This is a genomic window from Vibrio aquimaris (genome assembly GCF_009363415.1).
GTDB classification, from domain to species: Bacteria; Pseudomonadota; Gammaproteobacteria; order Enterobacterales; family Vibrionaceae; genus Vibrio; species Vibrio aquimaris.
This window is the reverse complement of sequence record NZ_CP045351.1, coordinates 587,292-604,655: the sequence shown is the minus strand read 5'-3', so window position 1 is coordinate 604,655 and position 17,364 is coordinate 587,292. Positions and strand designations below refer to the sequence as shown.

Here is a 17,364-nt window from a genome sequence, read left to right as displayed (position 1 = left end):
TAAATTTTTAGCGAGATTTTTGGAATCTTAAACTCTTTTTTTCTAGCCTTTTGAACAAAGCAGAAAGCGTTGTACAAAATATCAAGTAAACAGCGCCAACGATAAGCCATATTTCAAAGATTAGGCCAGATGAGTTTGCCACTTCGGTGCCGACAAACGTCATTTCTTGAATAGAAATAAGAGACACAATAGACGTATCTTTTACCAAAGATATGGCTTGACCCGCCAATGCTGGCGTAATGGTTATGAGTAACTGTGGTGCGATAACAAATCGATATTTGGCCCACATTGACAGTCCGATAGCATCTGCCGCCTCCCATTGACCTCTTGGTATGTTTGCCAGACCTGAACGAACGATTTCAGCAATATAAGCCGAAGATAAAATACTGATACACAGGACACCCGAAAGTAAGTTTTCCCACAGAGGCTTGGGTCCAAACAACCAAATTTGCCAAATTTGAGTCGTTTCAGAACCATCTCGCAATACACTGTCTAGGCCTAATCCAGGGATGAGCTGATTAGAGATAAAAAAGTAAAATATAAATACGAAGACAAGCGGTGGAATATTGCGGATAAGCAATATGTACATATTGGCTACAGAGCGCAGTAAATAAATAGAGGAATGTCGTGATAAGCCAACCAGAACACCGATAGGGAGTGCTAAAAACCCCCCCCATAGACTTAACCTTAATGTCGCGATCACACCCTGAAAAAAATAGGGAATGCTGCCGTCAGCACGTGGAGTAAAAATGAGCATCACCGCTTCCTTCCAGCGCCAAATATACTCAATGCCAACCTCAGATCTGTGATATAGCCAAATTCCAGCGATGATGACGGCAAACAATATCGCTAAGTCCAGTCTATTCAATTTTAGGCAAGGCTTCTTTTCAGGCTCTTGCCGGCTTAAGGTTTTGGTTATATCCACATCATTGTCTCATTCTAACTATTATCTGCTCAGGTTTTGGGACAAATAGATAGGTGTCAATAGCTTATTTATTTTTGCCAATCTAATGTAGAAAACCAGTACTCGTAGCGCTGTTCTAGCCATCCATCTTCAATTCGATCATTGATCCAATGATCAAAGAAAGCTTGCTTATCCGTTTCGCCTAAACGAACCGCAAAAGCTTCATTGCCTTTTGATAGACGTTGGTTGAAGGGGATGAACAAGCTATTGGCATGTTTTACGGCTTCATGTTCGGGTTTTGGGCTAGAGGCAATAACTGCATGTGCGTTTCCATTTAGAACTTCCTGAAAGGCTTGAGCCTCGTCATCAAACTGAAGAATTTTTGCTTTCGGGAAAGCCTCACGGGCGACTTGAACGGTAAAGGCCCCTCGTCGTGCTGCAATTTTGATACGTCTTGAATTAAAGTCACTGATTTTCGAAAACCCTTCAGCTAGTTGTTTGTTAGCAGCAACTTGAACACCAGAATGTGAATAGGGTTGGGTAAAAAGCACACTTTTAGAACGCTCATCCGTTATGCTCATTCCGCCAATAATGACATCAAATTTCTTCGCCAAAAGAGCTGGAATAATGCCATCCCAAGCGGTAGGAACAAACTTAATTTTCCAACCTGAGTCTGCTGCTAAACGTTTCGCCACATCAATTTCAAATCCGATTAGTTCGCCCTGTTTGTCACGCATTGCCCAAGGAACAAATGTTGACATGCCGACACGTAAAGTACCTCTTTGATTGATCTCATCTAGGTTTGGGGTGTTACTAGCTTGAGCATACATTGGAGTTACTATAGAAATAATTGTTATTAATGATGCCCAGATTTTATGAACTGAGAGCTTTTGATATCTAAATATGTTCATTTTCTATCCTATTTTGACGCGCGCCAGCTAGTTCCCAGTTTGTATTCTAACCAGACTGAAAGACCAGAGAGCGATAGAGTGAGTGCTAAATATATTGCAGCAACAGTGAACCATATTTCAAATGGCATAGCCGTTTCTGACACTATGTTGCGCCCTTCTGTCGTCAAATCAAAAATAGCCATGACGCTGACAATAGAAGAGTTTTTAACCAAAGACACCACTTCATTGGTTAAAGGCGGCAACGTACGTTGTAACAACTGCGGGAATATGATTTTGTAAAAGGTCACAAACGGACCAAGGGCAAGGGAAGAGGCTGCCTCAAACTGACCTCGTGGTATACCATTCAAACCACCTCTTAGGATCTCAGCTGTGTATGCACCTTGGAAAAGAGACAGAGCAAGAATAGCGCTCGTTATTCTATCAATGCCTAGAACAGGACCAAAGACAAAATACAGCAGGTAGATTTGCACTAAGAGTGGGGTGTTACGAATCACTTCTATGTAAAGTGTTGCCAATAGTCGCCCGATGATAGAATCGGAAAGTTTGAGTAGAGCAGTGGCAACACCTATCAACAAGGTAAATACCAAGCTGAGAAATGAAATTTTTATGGTGACCATCAAACCTTCAATCAACTCGGCAGGCCACCACTGTCCCTGTTCATAAAAAGCAATAAAATCAGGTACTCTTTGCCACTGCCATTGGTAGCCCATTGCTTTTGCACCAGAATCAAGAACCCACCCCAAAATGATGACTAAGACAAGGATCTGCACTAGCGCAGAAGCAATAGGCCTAAACATTTTTAAAATCATTGGTGACTCATGAACTGATCTAAAAAGTGTTGAGCTCTCGGATGTTGCGGTTGATTGAAAAATTGTTCTGGTGGTGCAACTTCAATTATTTTTCCTTGCTCCATAAATACCACTCTGTCTGCTATTTTTTGCGCAAAACTTACGTCGTGGGTGATGCATATCATGGTCATGCCCGATTTGGCGATATCTGTAATGATATTCAAGACGTCATGTTTTGTCTGCGGGTCTAGCGCTGCGGTTGGTTCATCGAACAGAAGCACTTCGGGTTGCATACACAGCGATCGAGCAATAGCCACACGTTGTTTTTGGCCACTTGATAGCTGAACTGGAAATTGATCAGCCTGATCGGTCATACCAACTTGGTTGAGGAAATGCATGGCGTTTTTGAGTGCCTCTCGTCTTGAAAGATTCAATGTTCGGGTTGGTGCTAGTATCAGGTTGTCAAGAATACTAAGGTGCGGAAATAGATGGAAATGCTGGAAAACCATATCAACTTTATCGGATGGAGTAGTTGAAATTGGTTGCCCTAAGACTTTAATTACACCTTTCGAAATACTTTCTAGCCCGTTGACAGCTCTTATGAGCGTTGATTTTCCAGACCCTGAAGGGCCACAGATCACTAGTTTCTCACCTTTCTTTACTGACAATTGAATGTCTGTGAGGGCTTTTGACTCTCCATATTGCTTATTAACATCTATCAATTCGACTGAATTCATGCAAAAACCAAGTGCGCATATTATTGTATTTTTACCATACATAGATCATAACGATATTGCATCTAACTTTGAACAAAGTGAGTGATAAAAGCTTGTGTTGACTCATAATTTTCATGATGTAACCTTGAGTTTACGCATGGTGTATAAATCAAAGATAGAAACTATATTGCATTTTATTTTAAAAAATGGTTGCAAGGTTCGTTTTTGATAGATAAGTTACACCCTAGCCCAAGACGATATTTGAGTATTTAAGTGTGCCATGTATGAAGTGCACTACTCACGCTAAGAAAAATAGGAAGACGTAGCAATGTTCCAGACCGATGATGTACGAATTAGTAAAGTTAAAGAGTTATTACCACCAGTAGCGGTATTGGAAAAGTTTCCTGCTACTGAGACAGCGTCTTCTACAACCTTTCAATCTCGTCAAGATATCTCAAAAATTCTTCGTGGTGAAGATGATAGATTACTTGTGATTGTCGGCCCATGCTCGATCCATGATCCACAAGCGGCAATCGAATACGGAAAGCGGTTGAAAGTTTTGCGAGACGAGTTGGGTGATAGACTCGAAGTTGTGATGCGAGTGTATTTTGAAAAGCCGCGTACAACGGTAGGTTGGAAGGGTCTTATTAATGACCCTTACATGAATGACACATTTAAAATCAATGATGGTTTGCGCATTGGTCGTAAGCTTTTGCTTGATTTGACGGATCTTGGCCTACCAACCGCAAGTGAATTTCTTGATATGATAACGCCTCAGTATGTGGCAGATCTTATCAGCTGGGGTGCGATTGGTGCGCGCACAACCGAATCTCAGGTCCACCGTGAACTAGCATCAGGTCTTTCTTGCCCAGTCGGATTTAAGAACGGAACCGATGGTAATATTAAAATTGCTTCAGACGCGATTCGAAGTGCGAGTGCATCACACCACTTCTTATCAGTGACTAAGTATGGCCATTCTGCCATTGTAGAAACGGCAGGTAACTCGGATTGCCATATTATTCTGCGTGGCGGTAAAGAGCCTAACTATAGTGCAGCGCATGTGAGTGAGATTAAATCTCAGCTAGAAGCTTCGGGCTTGCCGCAAAAAGTGATGATTGACTTTAGTCATGCCAACAGCTCTAAACAATATCAGCGCCAGATGGTAGTTGCAGAGGATGTGGCTGGTCAAATCGCTTCTGGCGAAGATGCAGTCTTTGGTGTGATGATTGAGTCACACTTGGTTGAAGGCCGTCAAGACTTAGTTGATGGTAAGGCTGAGACCTACGGACAATCAATTACCGATGCGTGCATTGGCTGGCAAGATACCGAAAAAGTTCTTCGTCAACTAGCCGATGCAGTAGAAGCGCGTCGTCAGCGATAAACTCATACAATACAAAGAAACAGATAAAGGCAGAGTGATCTGCCTTTTTTATTTCTAGTTTTTGAACTGGTATCAGAACTTAGCAGTAACAAAGTCTTTAGCTTTTGGTTCGGTCTCACAATAAACAGTCGATTTAGGTTGACCTATCACAACAAGCTCCTCTCCCTATCATATATCGAAAATTTGCGATGACATTTTTTATAAGCTAAATCGATTTCACCAACATACATTCCAACACTTCACAGTTTTGTTCTCCATGATCCTCTTGTTATGGACCATATGAAAATGTCACTTTTTAACTATTGAAACAATAAATACAGCACCTTTTTAAGCTGTTATTTTGACTAATGATATTTAAATGAGAAGGGGCTTAAAGCGCCATAATTACCTATATTGATAGAGATATTTTCTACTTTTTCTAAAAAGTTCCAATTTAATTTCAAAAAATGTGAACTTGATCTTATTTTATTTCATAAGTATCAATAATGAGAAAAAGCCTTATCATTCAGATGGTTAAAACTTAATCACATTCTTGTTAGTTCAGTGATTACTAATTTACTCCTTTAATATGAAACCATACGCACTTCACTTTTGATTTTTTCGTACTACTTTATAAATGTTCATGAAAAAGCTTGGTTTTCTGAGTGTTATGTGAACAAAGGTTATAACCCTATATGGACGTTAAATTATGAAAATTAAATTATTAGCCGCCTTGGTTGCGGCAACAGCATGTGGTTCAAACGCTTTTGCAGCAGAAGTTTATAACAGTGAAGGCACAACTCTCTCTATTGGCGGCCACGTCTCTGTGGGTGTCGGTGAATACAAATCTGATGATGATGTATCGGTAGAACAAGTATCTCCGCGTATTAACATCGCAGGTACACAAGATGTCGGTAACGGTGTCGTTGTTGATATGAAAGGCGAATGGGCTGTTGATTATTTGGATGGTGGTGATACGACTTTTACAACTCGACTTGGTTATATTGGTGCGACGCATGAGGAAATGGGTCGTATGGTTGTAGGTACTCAATGGTCACCATACTATGATGTGGGTGGCGTTGCCGACTATCCAATTGCTTTCGCGAATGATTTCTTATACGAAAATCAAAATCGCATGGGTGGGGCCCGTGCCGAGCGTATGGTGAGTTATAGAAAATCATTTGCTCTTGCTGAAGATGGCATGGTGAATCTTGGCCTTGGTTGGCAGGGCGAACATACAGGAGTTCTTATAGATAATGACCCACGTTATCAAGTAGCGCTTAGTGCGAAAATGATGGGCTTTGGTGTGGGATATTCCTACTCAGGTGGAGAAAGAGAAGACAATGGGAATAATATAGTAGATGGAACTTCACATATCTTCTCTATGAACTATGGTTCATATGGAGCCGGTGTTTATGCTGCGTTAGTTTACGGTATGAATGAATACTTCTACGATCTTTTAGAAGAAACAGTTCAGCTCGAAGGGTTGCTCGCTTATGGTATGGACAACGGTCTCAATGTTAGCGTTAACTATGAAGCAGTAGAGAACGACAAAACCAGCAAGACTATCTTCAGCCAGTCTGCGATTCAGTTTGAGTACACAGTCGCGCCAAGCCTTGTAACTTTTGCTGGCTACCAGATGGATCTGGGAGACGATGACGATGATACTAAAGACGATGATAAGTGGATTGTCGGTGCTCGTTACTTCCTATAATTCAACTGCCTTAACACGCATTTGTGTCAACGCCTATTCAACTTTGAATAGGCGTTTTTGTGTCAACGGATAAACTTTGTGCATTATCTCAATCTTTATGGTGCTGTGTATCGACGGCATACAGATTTCTATTAACATCTAGCTGCGTGAATAATAACAGGGAGTGCACATGAACTCGGTTAAACTTGGCAGTAACCCAATTCAGCCTACCAAGATTTTGTGTATTGGTCGAAACTATCACGACCATATTAAAGAGCTGAATAACTCAGTTCCTGACGAAATGGTAGTGTTTAATAAACCACCTTCATCGATAGGTTCCCAGTTATGTTCTTACCATGGAGAAAGGATTCATTATGAGAGTGAGATTTGTTTTTTGGTTAAGAACGGGCAATATTGCGCGGTAGGGTTTGGGTTGGATTTAACTAAACGTGAATTGCAGTCAAAGCTCAAAAGTAAGGGGCTACCATGGGAGCGTGCGAAGGCGTTTGATGGATCGGCAGTGTTTAGCCGTTTTCTTCCAATTGAAGGCGTTCACATTGAGTCTTTGCAAGTTGAGTTATTTATTAACTGTGTTCGAGTACAAAAAGGTTTGGTTGCGGACATGATTTATTCGCCACAATCGATATTGGAAGAGCTGCAGACTTATACAAAATTAGAGGATGGCGATATCATAATGACGGGGACCCCGCAAGGTGTTGGTGAAGTGCATCAAGGTGATGTGTTTTTGGGAAGGATAAGCTGTCAAAATAACATTTTATTGGAAGTAGAATGGGTTGCACAATAAAGCACTATAATCTCGGTAACCAATTGCCCTGCAAGTGTTTTCTATTAGATTGCAGGGCACAAAAAATCATATAAGCTCTTGACCACTTTCGTTGGTCACAGAAGTTTCCAGTTTGAGTGTTTGAGTTGGGAAGGCAATATCGGCGCCATGTTGATGAATAATGTGCATGATTTGCAGCAGGACATCTTCTTTCACTTGGTGGTAGCGCACCCAATTCACCGTTTTGGTAAATGTGTACACCAGCATTTGAAGTGAAGATGGGCCGAAGGCATTGAAATTAACAATCAATGTTTGTTTGGTATCGATATCTGGGTGATTTTGGAGCATCGATTTGATGTCATTGACAATACTTTCGACTTTGTGGCCGTCACTATACCGTACTCCAATCGTTTCCTTGATCCTGCGATTTAGCATTCGTGAAGGGTTTTCCACCACGATATTGCTGAAAACAGAGTTGGGAATATAGAGAGGTCGCTTTTCGAATGTTCGAATAATTGTCATTCGCCAACCAATACGTTCAACCGTTCCTTCTATTTGGCGATCGGGAGAGCGAACCCAATCACCGACTTTAAACGGACGATCAAAATAAATCATCATACCGCCAAAAAAATTCGAGAGTAAGTCTTTTGCGGCAAGACCGACTATCAAACCACCCACACCACCAAAGGTTAACAAACCAGATAGGCTAAGCCCAAAAGCTTGCATTATGGTGAGTGCACCTATAATGACGAAGATAAGTCGTGAGACTTTAGCGATCGCATGAACTGTGGTTTCATCATGCGTCTTTTTCTGAAGAACAAAGCTCTCGACATTATTAATAAAGCGTATTGTTATCCAAGCCAGTATCGCGATAATAATTGGCAGCTTTAACGTACTGAGCCAATCAAGCTTGATGCCAAAGTGCTCTTGAATAAAAAAGTCGAGCGAGACGGTTGCTGGCCAACACCATATAAGTGCACTAATGGGTGTTTTTAGCGCATTTAATGTTAAGTCATCCCAATCAAAAGTGGTTTTTTTTGATAGGTATTCTAGTCGATTATATATAATTCTCCATGCTATCCAAGCAAGGAAACTTGCTAGGGTAATAAACAAAAAGTTAGTGTTCCAACTTTGCAAAAATGTAATCATGGACTGTGTTAGAGGAGGTGAAGGCTCCATAAGGTATTGGCTCTCATAGTTACAAACTCACACATCAGTATAAAGAGATGTTGTCCATCAAACTAGTTATGTTCTGCGCAAAACCTTTTATAAATGTACAATAACGAAAGAAAGTTTACGTTTAGCTATTACCGTTTCGCCGCCACGTTCCTTAAAAGGGCTCTTCTCCGCTTAGGTGAGCTTGATATTTGGGTAAAAGTTGAGTGAGTATCGGGAACCGATGTCTGTCTGAGCTTCAATTTGAAATAGTCTGTATCTCTCACCCCTCTTACCCTTCGCCTGAGTAAGCCAATCGAGACATTACCTGCTTCTACCCGAGCGTAAGTCAGCCTGTATTTTCCGTAGTTACAAATACCTACCTTTCTTTCCAATAATCCATGAGCAGGTCTACAAAGCAAGACAGCATTAAAAAATCTTATGTGTCTAGTTTGATTTACTCTAAACACAGATCATACTTACTAGTGACAAAAAAATCACCAAGGAGTATGGTGCTATGTGGCCCTTCAAGAAGCTTGCTGAAAGCGGACAAACAAACAGCGAAAAATGCGATGACTACCAACAAATCGTTGATTCAATGAATGACTCTCTAGTCACAATTCGTTTTGACCCTAATGGAAATATAAAGTCCGCTAGCAAACTATTCCTTGAAGCGATGGGCTACCAACTCGACCAAGTCCAAGGGAAGCACCATAGAATATTTTGCGATTCCAAATACACTGAGACGCAAGAATATCGCAGTTTTTGGCATGATCTAGCGAAAGGCAAGGTAAAGTCAGGCACGTTTGAGCGCTACAACAAAGATGGCAATTTAGTAATTATTGAGGCAACCTACTTTCCAATAAAAGACGCGAGTGGGCACATCGAGAGTGTAATAAAAATTGCCAACGACGTCACTGAAAAGATGGTTAAAGCCAGGTCCCAACAAGATCTCATTCAAGCTCTTCATCAGAATTTCGCCGTTATAGAATTCCAACCAGACGGGACAATCATAGAGGCTAACGATAACTTTCTTAGCGCTCTTGGCTATACATTGGATCAAATCCAAGGAAAACATCACAAAATGTTTTGCTTTGACGACTTTTATGAACAGAATCCTCACTTTTGGAAAGATTTATCGAACGGTCGAGCGTTTTCGGGGCGATTCCTGCGCAAAACAAACTACGGTGAAGAAATTTGGATCCAAGCATCTTATAGCCCAGTGTGTGATGATAAGGGTAAAGTATATAAAGTCGTCAAGTTTGCCTCTGACATTACGCATGATGTGACTCGAGAGTTAGCAGTATCAGATGCTGCAAATATTGCGTATAGTACTGCTGTAGAGACATCACAAGTTACCCAAGAAGGGAAAAGAGTTTTAGAAGACACAGTAAAAATTTCACAGACCATGATGCACAACCTGAATCAATCAATTGATCAAGTTCAGGAGCTTGCCTCTCTCTCCAATGATGTTTCAGAAATTGTCAAAACCATAGGTGGCATAGCAGATCAAACCAACCTACTCGCCTTAAACGCTGCAATAGAGGCTGCTAGGGCTGGTGAACAAGGTCGAGGCTTTGCCGTGGTAGCAGATGAAGTTAGGCAGCTGGCTTCTAGAACTTCTGAATCAACGGAAGAAATTACTCAAGTGGTCAACAAGAATATGTCACTAACTCAAGAAGTGACCAAAGCAATGAATGACGTGAACAGTGTGGCAGAGCAGACAAGCACGCGTATAGAAGAAGTCTCTCGTACCATGGATGAGATCTATAGCGGAGCTGAGAGTGTTGCCTCTGCAGTAAACAACTTTAAAGCAAATAATGCTTAACGGGAAAGAAAATACTGCTCCTTAATACAGCAGCTTGGCCAGTGATTATTGCTGTATTGGTTGTATTCGGCTTTGCTTTTTTAGCTAGAGTTAGACATTCAACAAAACCGAGGGGAGTGATACACTTTTACAATCTTTATACCGAATCTATAGGTGAAACATGAACCCAATAATTGAATTGCTAAAAACCCACGGCATTAGTAATGAGCAAATCAACGACCTGTTCGAAACACTAACACAAAACCCTCTCGCTGCGATGTCCAGCATAGGGGAACTTGGGCTGCCTCAAGATCAACTGCAAGTTTTAATGGGTCAAGTCATGCAAAACCCACAGTTAATAAAAGATGCAGTGGAAGAACTTGGGTTAGACTTTTCAAAAGTCGAGCAAGCAAAAAGTAAATTACACCAATAATGAAGAAGGGCTCCTAGTAAGGAGCCCTTCATTTACATCCCTCTTACTAGTCTAATCTGAGCGTCACACCAGAGTAACTGCTATAAGCACGAACCATAACATGGTAAGTCATACCTGGTGCTGCTGAAACAGTGCACTGCTCATTATTACCGTATTTGTATGGTCGACAATCAAAACTATTAGTTGACGGTTTGCTTCCCGCTTTTACATATAGGTCGGCGTCACCACTTCCACCAGACATAGAGACAACAGCATTTGAAGCCGACTCAACACTAAAGGTATAGAAGGTCTCAGAAAGTCGTGCACCCGACAAATTCGTTACAGGAGTACCCTTGACTAACACGTTATCAGTTGGAGGAGGGGTAGCCCCACAAGATGCATTCACACCTACTGTGTTAAATGCATCTTCTACATCGGCCACAGGATACCCCATATCTGATGCAGCCTTGGCTACGCCACAGCCACCTTCGTCAAAGGTACTATTTGCCGTCCAATACATTTGGTTTGCAAGAGTGAAGATTTCAAAACCTTTACGAACATCCCAGCCAGCTTTATTTGCTAATAGGTAGAAAGCACGATTAAAGACACCGCTAGAGTAATGAACATTTAAACCATTGTAATAATCTGATGCATGATCTATTGAACGTCCGTCCCTAGAAGGCTGATCAAAATAACGTAGTCCTCCTTGAGACTTAAAGATATCAGCTCCCACAATCCAATCAACAGAGCCTTTCATATAATATTCTGCTGCCTCGCCGGCAATATCAGAGAAGGCTTCATTCATACCGCCAGACATATTCGCATAAACCAAACCAGAGTTTTGTTCCGTAAACCCATGACTCACTTCGTGTGCACTAACATTTATGTCTACTAAGGGATAAAATCTATTTTTGCCGTCTCCGAATGTCATTGATGTGCCATTCCAAAAAGCATTCTCATAACTATTACCGTAGTGAACTCGCATGGTAAGTTGGAAAGTTAACGGGGCCGTGTTCATCCAGTCTTTGTACATATCAAAGACAACTTTACCAAAGTAGTGAGCATCATTGAGCGGTGAATAAGCGCCATTTACAAACTTATGGTCGTTAAAATTCGAGTCATCATTACATGAATAGCTATAGGCTGTACTGCCTGATGTACGACCATTGAGGTCCACGGTTTTAACTGCATCGTTATTCATGATACAAGTGTTACCAGATTTGCTTATTACAAAGCCAGGATAGTCAGAACCAAAGTTGTATTGACCCGTTTTTTCGTTCCCACCAGGCCCTGTCCCTGCAGCTTGTGCATGATTCAATCCACGCCAATGCTTGAGTACTTCGCCTGTGTTAGCATCAATAAAGTAAAACGGACGCTGTGGAACTTGAGCGGCAACAAAGAAATCTACCATGTAGACCACTTTTGCCGTATTTGACTCATCCAGCCAAACCATTAATTCAGATTTAGTATTTTCTATTGGTGCATCCGACTCGACTAAAGACTTTCTTTTAAAAGCATTCTTGGCGGCTGAAATCGCTTGTTTTGCATCTAGTGCAGGAGATGGTGTTGTGACATCACCACTGATCCCTTGCATCATTATGCCATGTACTTCACTTTGACTCGTTTTGTTCTGGGTGGCGACGACAGACGTGTTGAATACTGGAAGGCCCATGTAAGTCTGCTGGTAGCGGACTTTTACTTTTCCATTGGGCAAAACCACTCGCTTAACTTCAGAAAAGCCAGTCTCCATAGGTACAACACTGGTTGACTGGGCTTTGAGTGTCTCTTGCAGTAATGCATCGTTTTTAACGGTAATCATCTGTGCTGCCGTTGCTGGTAGGCTAACTCCTAATCCAGCGGCGATTAGCCAAAGTGTCTGATGTTGTTTCATTTTACTTTCCTGTTATTGGTATAGAGTTCTTCTCCCCAACGACTAAATAGGAAGTATCTTTGCGTGTGTTTGCTCCAATAACATGGTTGACGACAAACTAATCAATCAACTGAAAAATGAAATTACAAATCGTTTCATGGAAACAAAAAAAGACATCAAAATATCAGTAAAATGATTAATATTTGATTTTGATGCGTTAAGACATCGAAAAAACAATCATATAAAGACTAATTATACTTCTATGTATTTTTTTTTTAACAGCAGGACGTTTTCATTATTAATTGGTACAATATAACAATTTATATATTTGTTTCATTATTTTACAATACCTCAGATAGAATAAAGGCTCCTTTACAAGAAGCCCTTATTGATAGATTAAAATTTAACTATCTTTATTTAACTTATAGCAACATAGTAAGTCATAACCTTCACCAGATTTCGATGTATATTCTTTGGCCTCAGAATACGCACGAGGCTTGCCTTGTCCATCGGCCTTAATTAGGCTAATCCAATGACGTATAGCGGACATTTCATGTACCTCATGAGGGAACAAAGTACACGTTTCTAGCTGGATATCATCAATAGTTACCAGTTCAACACAACCTGTTCCTTTTTGAGTTCCCAGTGTTAGCTCCACATGGCTACCTTTACCATCTCGAAAGAGAATCGATTCTGGGTTTTCTTTATGACCACAGTAAGCCACGAAGTGTTTGGGGTATTTTAGACCGCTGTGGCTTCCGTCCCTGAAATAAGCCATCACATGACGGTAATCGATTAGATAAGCAGTAACGTTGCTATGAGAACCATGCTCTAGAGGGAAAAGACGATCAAGCAGTTGCTTGGCTTTGACTTGCTTCTCTACTCCCTTGTCTATATTCGCACTTTCCACTTCAAAAACAGCTTCCGCTATAAAAGTTTTATGCTTTGTGTGATTTTTCATTTTGTCGAATGTAAGCATGTTCATATTGTCTTCCCTCAAAGATTTTCCTATTTACGTTGCTAGAACAAGTATTTAGGACTTGTACATCGCAACATGTCGATTTGTGACTTTGCTTACTTGGTATACTAGTTTGTTTTTTACTACAATTTCACAACAAAAATTTTACAGTGTGAATTTTACAAAATGTTGCCAAAAAGCCTAATCCGTCAGTCTCATTTTTTGGGTACCAAAATAAGAAATCTTAGAAAAAGAAACCACTTAACAATGGAGGATCTCTCTGCTCGCTGTATTAGAATCAACCCAGAATCTGCTCCATCTGTCTCTTACCTCTCAATGATTGAACGAGGCAAACGAGTACCAAGTAGCGACATGTTAGAAGTGATTGCTGATGTATTTCAAAAAGAGCCTGCTTGGTTTTTAGACGACGAGCCAGAAAAAGTAGATATCACACCAGAGAAAGGGAATAGAGGTGGCATTCATGGCATGGCGCTAGAGCCTAGTTTTCTTTTTTCTAACGAAATATTACAGATTGCAATTCCAGAAATGTTATCTCAAACAGGGATCTCAGGACGACAATTTGCACACCTTCTCATCCGAGCGCACCAAGAAAGTAACCAAAATCATTTTCCAGATCTTGAACGAGCAGCTGAAGAAGTAGGCTTAAAGCGACTCAACTTATCAAAGCAGGATTTGATGGATATTACTCATAGAATGGGCCTCAGCGTACAATGGGTATCTCGCCCACCAAAGGACATGATTGATGAGTTAGGGGTAAGTACAACCCAAATTGTAACGTCTTTTTTCGAGCCTCCCAACACTATCTACTTAAATGATATTTTAAAGCAGTACCCAACTCGCCTAAAATATGACTTAGCTGTTTATATTGGTCATAGTGTTTTACATAATAAATCCAGTCTAAAAAGTGTACTATCTATTGGTCAGTCAACTAACTGGGAAGAAAATGACCAGTCAAATTCGTCCTCATGCCTTAAATCAAAAGACATTCTACAAGCGTGGCGCGATTTTGAATCAAGCTTCTTCGCAGGAGCCCTACTTTGCCCAAAAGTGCCTTTTCGTCAATTACTCGATCGTAATGGTTATGAAATAAATACTCATATTAAGGCCGGAGTATCACCTTCAGTTGCCATGAGACGCATGACGGTGGTTTCTCCATATCCTCACTGGCACTATTTCGATGCATACGGCCAACATAAACTCAAAGCAGTGTATCGAGGAAACGGAATTCCACTACCATGGGGAAATATGCGCCAGGTCAACGACCCCTGCCAACATTGGGCTGTCTTTCGTCGATTATCGCAACCCCAGCATTCGAGTTCTGCTCAGATATCTATATTGGATGTCAATGGAGAACCCAGAATCTATTGCTGTGAATCAGTCAACATAGCGGATCCTGCAGGAAATAACAGAGTGCTCTGCGCTGGTATCGATCTGAATCCAGCAATCGATGCCCAAGGAGGAGACTCTCAAGCAATCGCAGAATCTCTGAAATCATTATGTGTCGATGGTGGTGGCACCTCATCCATTCCAAATAACATTCGCAAAGAGTTCACAACGGTAGCAAAGATCTTAAATATCAATTGGGTTGAACGTGGAATACAGGCAGACGCGCGAGTCATTTGCTCTCGCGGTGCTGTTTGTCCTAGAAAGCCTAGTTGTTATGACTTGGATAGTTAGCTCATGCTTAAAAGCATACATAAAAAAAGCCAACCACAATAATTGTGATTGGCTATATAAAGTGTGAACAATGTGTATTCACTAACAACGTCAGTTGGCTAGGTGACCCTCGGCTTAATAAGGGTCACTTACACATAAGCACAAGGCGTGCCAACATTGAAAATCAATTTAAAGCCTATTTTTGTATGAATTGTGGCCAGTTGTATACCAACAATACGCATAATAAACTTGCATTATGAATATTTGATTGCAAAATGCAACGGAAGGGGTTTTAATTTGCAATTAATACTGAGATTCACCTATCTTCTATTAATTGCAGCGACCAGAATGATTAAAGGTGAGTTATTTGTGACGAAATACCCATATTGGGCCAATTAAAATAAACCCAATGTATTCTCTGAGCGAAGGCCGTTTACCTTCAATCTCATAACCAACGAACTGTATAATTCCGGATAGAGTCAATACAAGGATGGATACAAGAAATACTGGCAATTCAAGAATGTCGAGAGACCAGACTAGGGATACACAAGCTAAGAAAAAGCCTAACATCATTAAAGAGACACTAAGGGAAAGCTTGAAGTAAAAAATAGCTAGAGGTATAGCTGCTACCCATACCCAGTTTAGTGTAAGGCCCGAAAACGACAATGACGGCATGCTCCATATCAAGCCTACTAAAGATAAGAAAGTGCCAGGTATCGCCACTTTATTAATCTTCTGGTTTACCGGGTGTCGATGATTTTCCCCATAGTCATTTAGCCATTGTGTTAACTCTTGCATTTTCTGCCACTAAATCCTGTTTCCTGTGCCTTGATCATATTCACTAACTAGCTTTCAGAGATAGTCAAATATACTCGATTTAATCTTCCCGCCGCTTTTCATCATACATACTGTCATCAGCGGCTTTGAGCATCTCATCTACTTCTTTATACCGCTCGTCATAGATTGCTAGACCAACACTAACATAAACGCTGATGTCATTTTTTTCATAAATGACTGGATTACGGCAAATGGATTTTTGTAACTGGTTGTTAATAGCATCAACGTCTTCTTTTCGTTTAATTCGAGTTAAAAGTATTAGAAACTCATCGCCCCCAACCCGTGCGACAAGATCCGACAACCTCAATGCACTTTTTATCCTTCTCGCTACCTCGACAAGCACCTTGTCCCCAGCAGCATGACCGAACGTATCATTGATCCACTTAAATTTATCTAAATCAACGTTGAGAATAGCAAAAGACTCGCTTTTTCCAGAACCCGCTACAAGGGCAAAGTGCCGTTCTAGGGTGTACATGAAGTAGCGACGATTAGGCAGAGATGTCAATGAGTCATGTAGAGCTCGTTTATTCGCAGCGTGGTAGAGGTAGTAGATTGTGCCATAAGCCAGAAGGAGTAAAACGATAAGCGGGTAGCCAAGGAGTCTCACTGCATGAACTCGGTACCAATCACTGTATTCAAGCAAATCACTTTTTGTTGCGGCCGCGATAATCCAAGTCCCGTATGGAAACTTGACCGACTCTATAGCGAAAGCGTTATCAAAGGTACTCTGCGTACCATAAAAGATATCGCCTTCTTCTCCCGAGCTATCTGCACCTCGCATTGCAAGATAATATTTCTCGGTGTAAGACTTTACCCCTACATCTTCAAACAGTGACTCGAGAGAAATGACTAAACTACATACTCCCCAATAATCGCGATGGTATATAGGGTCTGAAAAAATTGGGACTTGAGCAATTAATACCCGCCCACCTTGGATCGAATTAAGCGGACCTGCTATTAGTATTTCATGAATGTCTCTCGCCTTGTTAACCGTCATCCATCGTTCTGGGAGAGTTCGATAATCAAGAGCAAGTAAGGCTTCATTACCCTCATATGGATAGACATACTTGACTACGTCATCTGGCGCTAATGTAATGAGTTCAACATGATGTGCTTTACGCATCACGCTGGATGCAAACAAGCCCCATCCTGAAAACTCAAAGTTTGGATTAGCCGCAATCAGAGCTGACAAACCGTTTGCAACAAAAATGTCGTTAAAAATAGCAATTTCTAACTCTGAACGGATAATGGATAATTCTTCTTTCGCTCGAACCAACATACTGTTGTGCATGAAGGTCTTTTGGCTACGATCGATGAACTCTACCAGTCCTACTCCAATAACACATAGAAGTAGTGCCACTAGTATAGCCGCCCATCGACTGCCCAAGCGTTCTCTCATTCGCCCCTCACATAAACCCAGTGCGAGCCCCAGCACTGGAAAACTGTACATCCTCTCAAATTGTCACGTCACTCTATTTTTCCTTGATTTCTG

General features: G+C 41.1%; 14 protein-coding genes and 3 pseudogenes. 7 read left to right on the top strand and 10 right to left on the bottom strand.

Going from position 1 to position 17,364, the window contains the following annotated elements; all coding sequences use genetic code 11:
• Positions 1-7: 7 nt before the first annotated feature.
• The 4 genes and pseudogenes from FIV01_RS17120 to FIV01_RS17105 all read right to left on the bottom strand — a co-directional run bounded on the left by FIV01_RS17120 (position 8) and on the right by FIV01_RS17105 (position 3,340).
• Positions 8-919 (bottom strand): amino acid ABC transporter permease, encoded by a 912-nt coding sequence (locus FIV01_RS17120; RefSeq protein ID WP_415846744.1) that lies wholly within the window; start codon positions 917-919, stop codon positions 8-10.
• Positions 920-993: 74 nt separating this feature from the next.
• Positions 994-1,728: pseudogene (locus FIV01_RS17115) on the bottom strand (transporter substrate-binding domain-containing protein); the annotation flags it as partial.
• Between the two features lie 95 nt (positions 1,729-1,823).
• On the bottom strand, positions 1,824-2,624 hold the full coding sequence (locus FIV01_RS17110; RefSeq protein ID WP_152432192.1) for an amino acid ABC transporter permease: 801 nt from the start codon (positions 2,622-2,624) through the stop codon (positions 1,824-1,826).
• Entirely contained in the window at positions 2,621-3,340 is a 720-nt protein-coding gene (locus FIV01_RS17105; protein WP_152432191.1) for an amino acid ABC transporter ATP-binding protein, read from the bottom strand. Before FIV01_RS17105 ends, FIV01_RS17110 begins: the two co-directional genes overlap by 4 nt.
• 307 nt (positions 3,341-3,647) lie before the next feature.
• Here FIV01_RS17105 and aroG point away from each other — a divergent pair, with 307 nt between their 5' ends.
• From aroG to FIV01_RS17090, 3 genes are all read left to right on the top strand, one after another.
• Positions 3,648-4,700, top strand: coding sequence for a 3-deoxy-7-phosphoheptulonate synthase AroG (aroG, locus tag FIV01_RS17100; protein ID WP_152432190.1), 1,053 nt, complete (start codon positions 3,648-3,650; stop codon positions 4,698-4,700).
• A gap of 688 nt (positions 4,701-5,388) precedes the next feature.
• Positions 5,389-6,393 carry a porin gene (locus tag FIV01_RS17095; RefSeq protein ID WP_152432189.1) on the top strand — a complete coding sequence of 335 codons (1,005 nt, stop codon included), beginning with the start codon at positions 5,389-5,391 and terminating at the stop codon, positions 6,391-6,393.
• 169 nt (positions 6,394-6,562) lie between these two features.
• Entirely contained in the window at positions 6,563-7,177 is a 615-nt protein-coding gene (locus FIV01_RS17090; RefSeq protein ID WP_152432188.1) for a fumarylacetoacetate hydrolase family protein, read from the top strand.
• 66 nt (positions 7,178-7,243) lie between these two features.
• Here the strand turns inward: FIV01_RS17090 and FIV01_RS17085 are convergent, their stop codons facing one another.
• Together FIV01_RS17085 and FIV01_RS17080 are read right to left on the bottom strand one after the other, a co-directional pair.
• Positions 7,244-8,335, bottom strand: a complete 1,092-nt coding sequence (locus FIV01_RS17085; RefSeq protein WP_152432187.1) for a mechanosensitive ion channel family protein — start codon at positions 8,333-8,335, stop codon at positions 7,244-7,246.
• A 171-nt stretch (positions 8,336-8,506) separates the two neighbouring features.
• Positions 8,507-8,718: pseudogene (locus FIV01_RS17080) on the bottom strand (transposase); the annotation flags it as partial.
• A gap of 110 nt (positions 8,719-8,828) precedes the next feature.
• Here FIV01_RS17080 and FIV01_RS20955 point away from each other — a divergent pair.
• The 3 genes and pseudogenes from FIV01_RS20955 to FIV01_RS17070 all read left to right on the top strand — a co-directional run.
• A pseudogene (locus FIV01_RS20955) lies at positions 8,829-9,596 on the top strand (PAS domain-containing protein); the annotation flags it as partial.
• 123 nt (positions 9,597-9,719) lie between these two features.
• Entirely contained in the window at positions 9,720-10,139 is a 420-nt protein-coding gene (locus FIV01_RS20950; RefSeq protein WP_425510245.1) for a methyl-accepting chemotaxis protein, read from the top strand.
• A 160-nt stretch (positions 10,140-10,299) separates the two neighbouring features.
• Complete coding sequence (locus FIV01_RS17070) at positions 10,300-10,551, top strand: DUF2999 family protein (protein WP_152432185.1); 252 nt, start codon at positions 10,300-10,302, stop codon at positions 10,549-10,551.
• 46 nt (positions 10,552-10,597) lie between these two features.
• Here FIV01_RS17070 and FIV01_RS17065 read toward each other — a convergent pair whose 3' ends face one another.
• Both FIV01_RS17065 and FIV01_RS17060 read right to left on the bottom strand, forming a co-directional pair.
• On the bottom strand, positions 10,598-12,421 hold the full coding sequence (locus tag FIV01_RS17065; protein ID WP_152432184.1) for a M4 family metallopeptidase: 1,824 nt from the start codon (positions 12,419-12,421) through the stop codon (positions 10,598-10,600).
• A gap of 382 nt (positions 12,422-12,803) precedes the next feature.
• A complete protein-coding gene (locus tag FIV01_RS17060; RefSeq protein WP_152432183.1) occupies positions 12,804-13,385 on the bottom strand; it encodes an aldolase/citrate lyase/malate synthase family protein in 582 nt (193 codons plus the stop codon).
• 159 nt (positions 13,386-13,544) lie between these two features.
• On the opposite strand from FIV01_RS17060, the gene FIV01_RS17055 reads away from it, so the two are divergent.
• Positions 13,545-15,056: a DUF3612 domain-containing protein gene (locus FIV01_RS17055; protein WP_152432182.1), complete on the top strand. Its 1,512-nt coding sequence runs from the start codon at positions 13,545-13,547 to the stop codon at positions 15,054-15,056.
• 342 nt (positions 15,057-15,398) lie between these two features.
• Here the strand turns inward: FIV01_RS17055 and FIV01_RS17050 are convergent, their stop codons facing one another.
• Complete coding sequence (locus tag FIV01_RS17050) at positions 15,399-15,833, bottom strand: Mpo1 family 2-hydroxy fatty acid dioxygenase (protein ID WP_152432181.1); 435 nt, start codon at positions 15,831-15,833, stop codon at positions 15,399-15,401.
• Positions 15,834-15,912: 79 nt separating this feature from the next.
• Positions 15,913-17,271 (bottom strand): diguanylate cyclase, encoded by a 1,359-nt coding sequence (locus FIV01_RS17045; RefSeq protein ID WP_152432180.1) that lies wholly within the window; start codon positions 17,269-17,271, stop codon positions 15,913-15,915.
• Between the last annotated feature and the right edge of the window lie 93 nt (positions 17,272-17,364).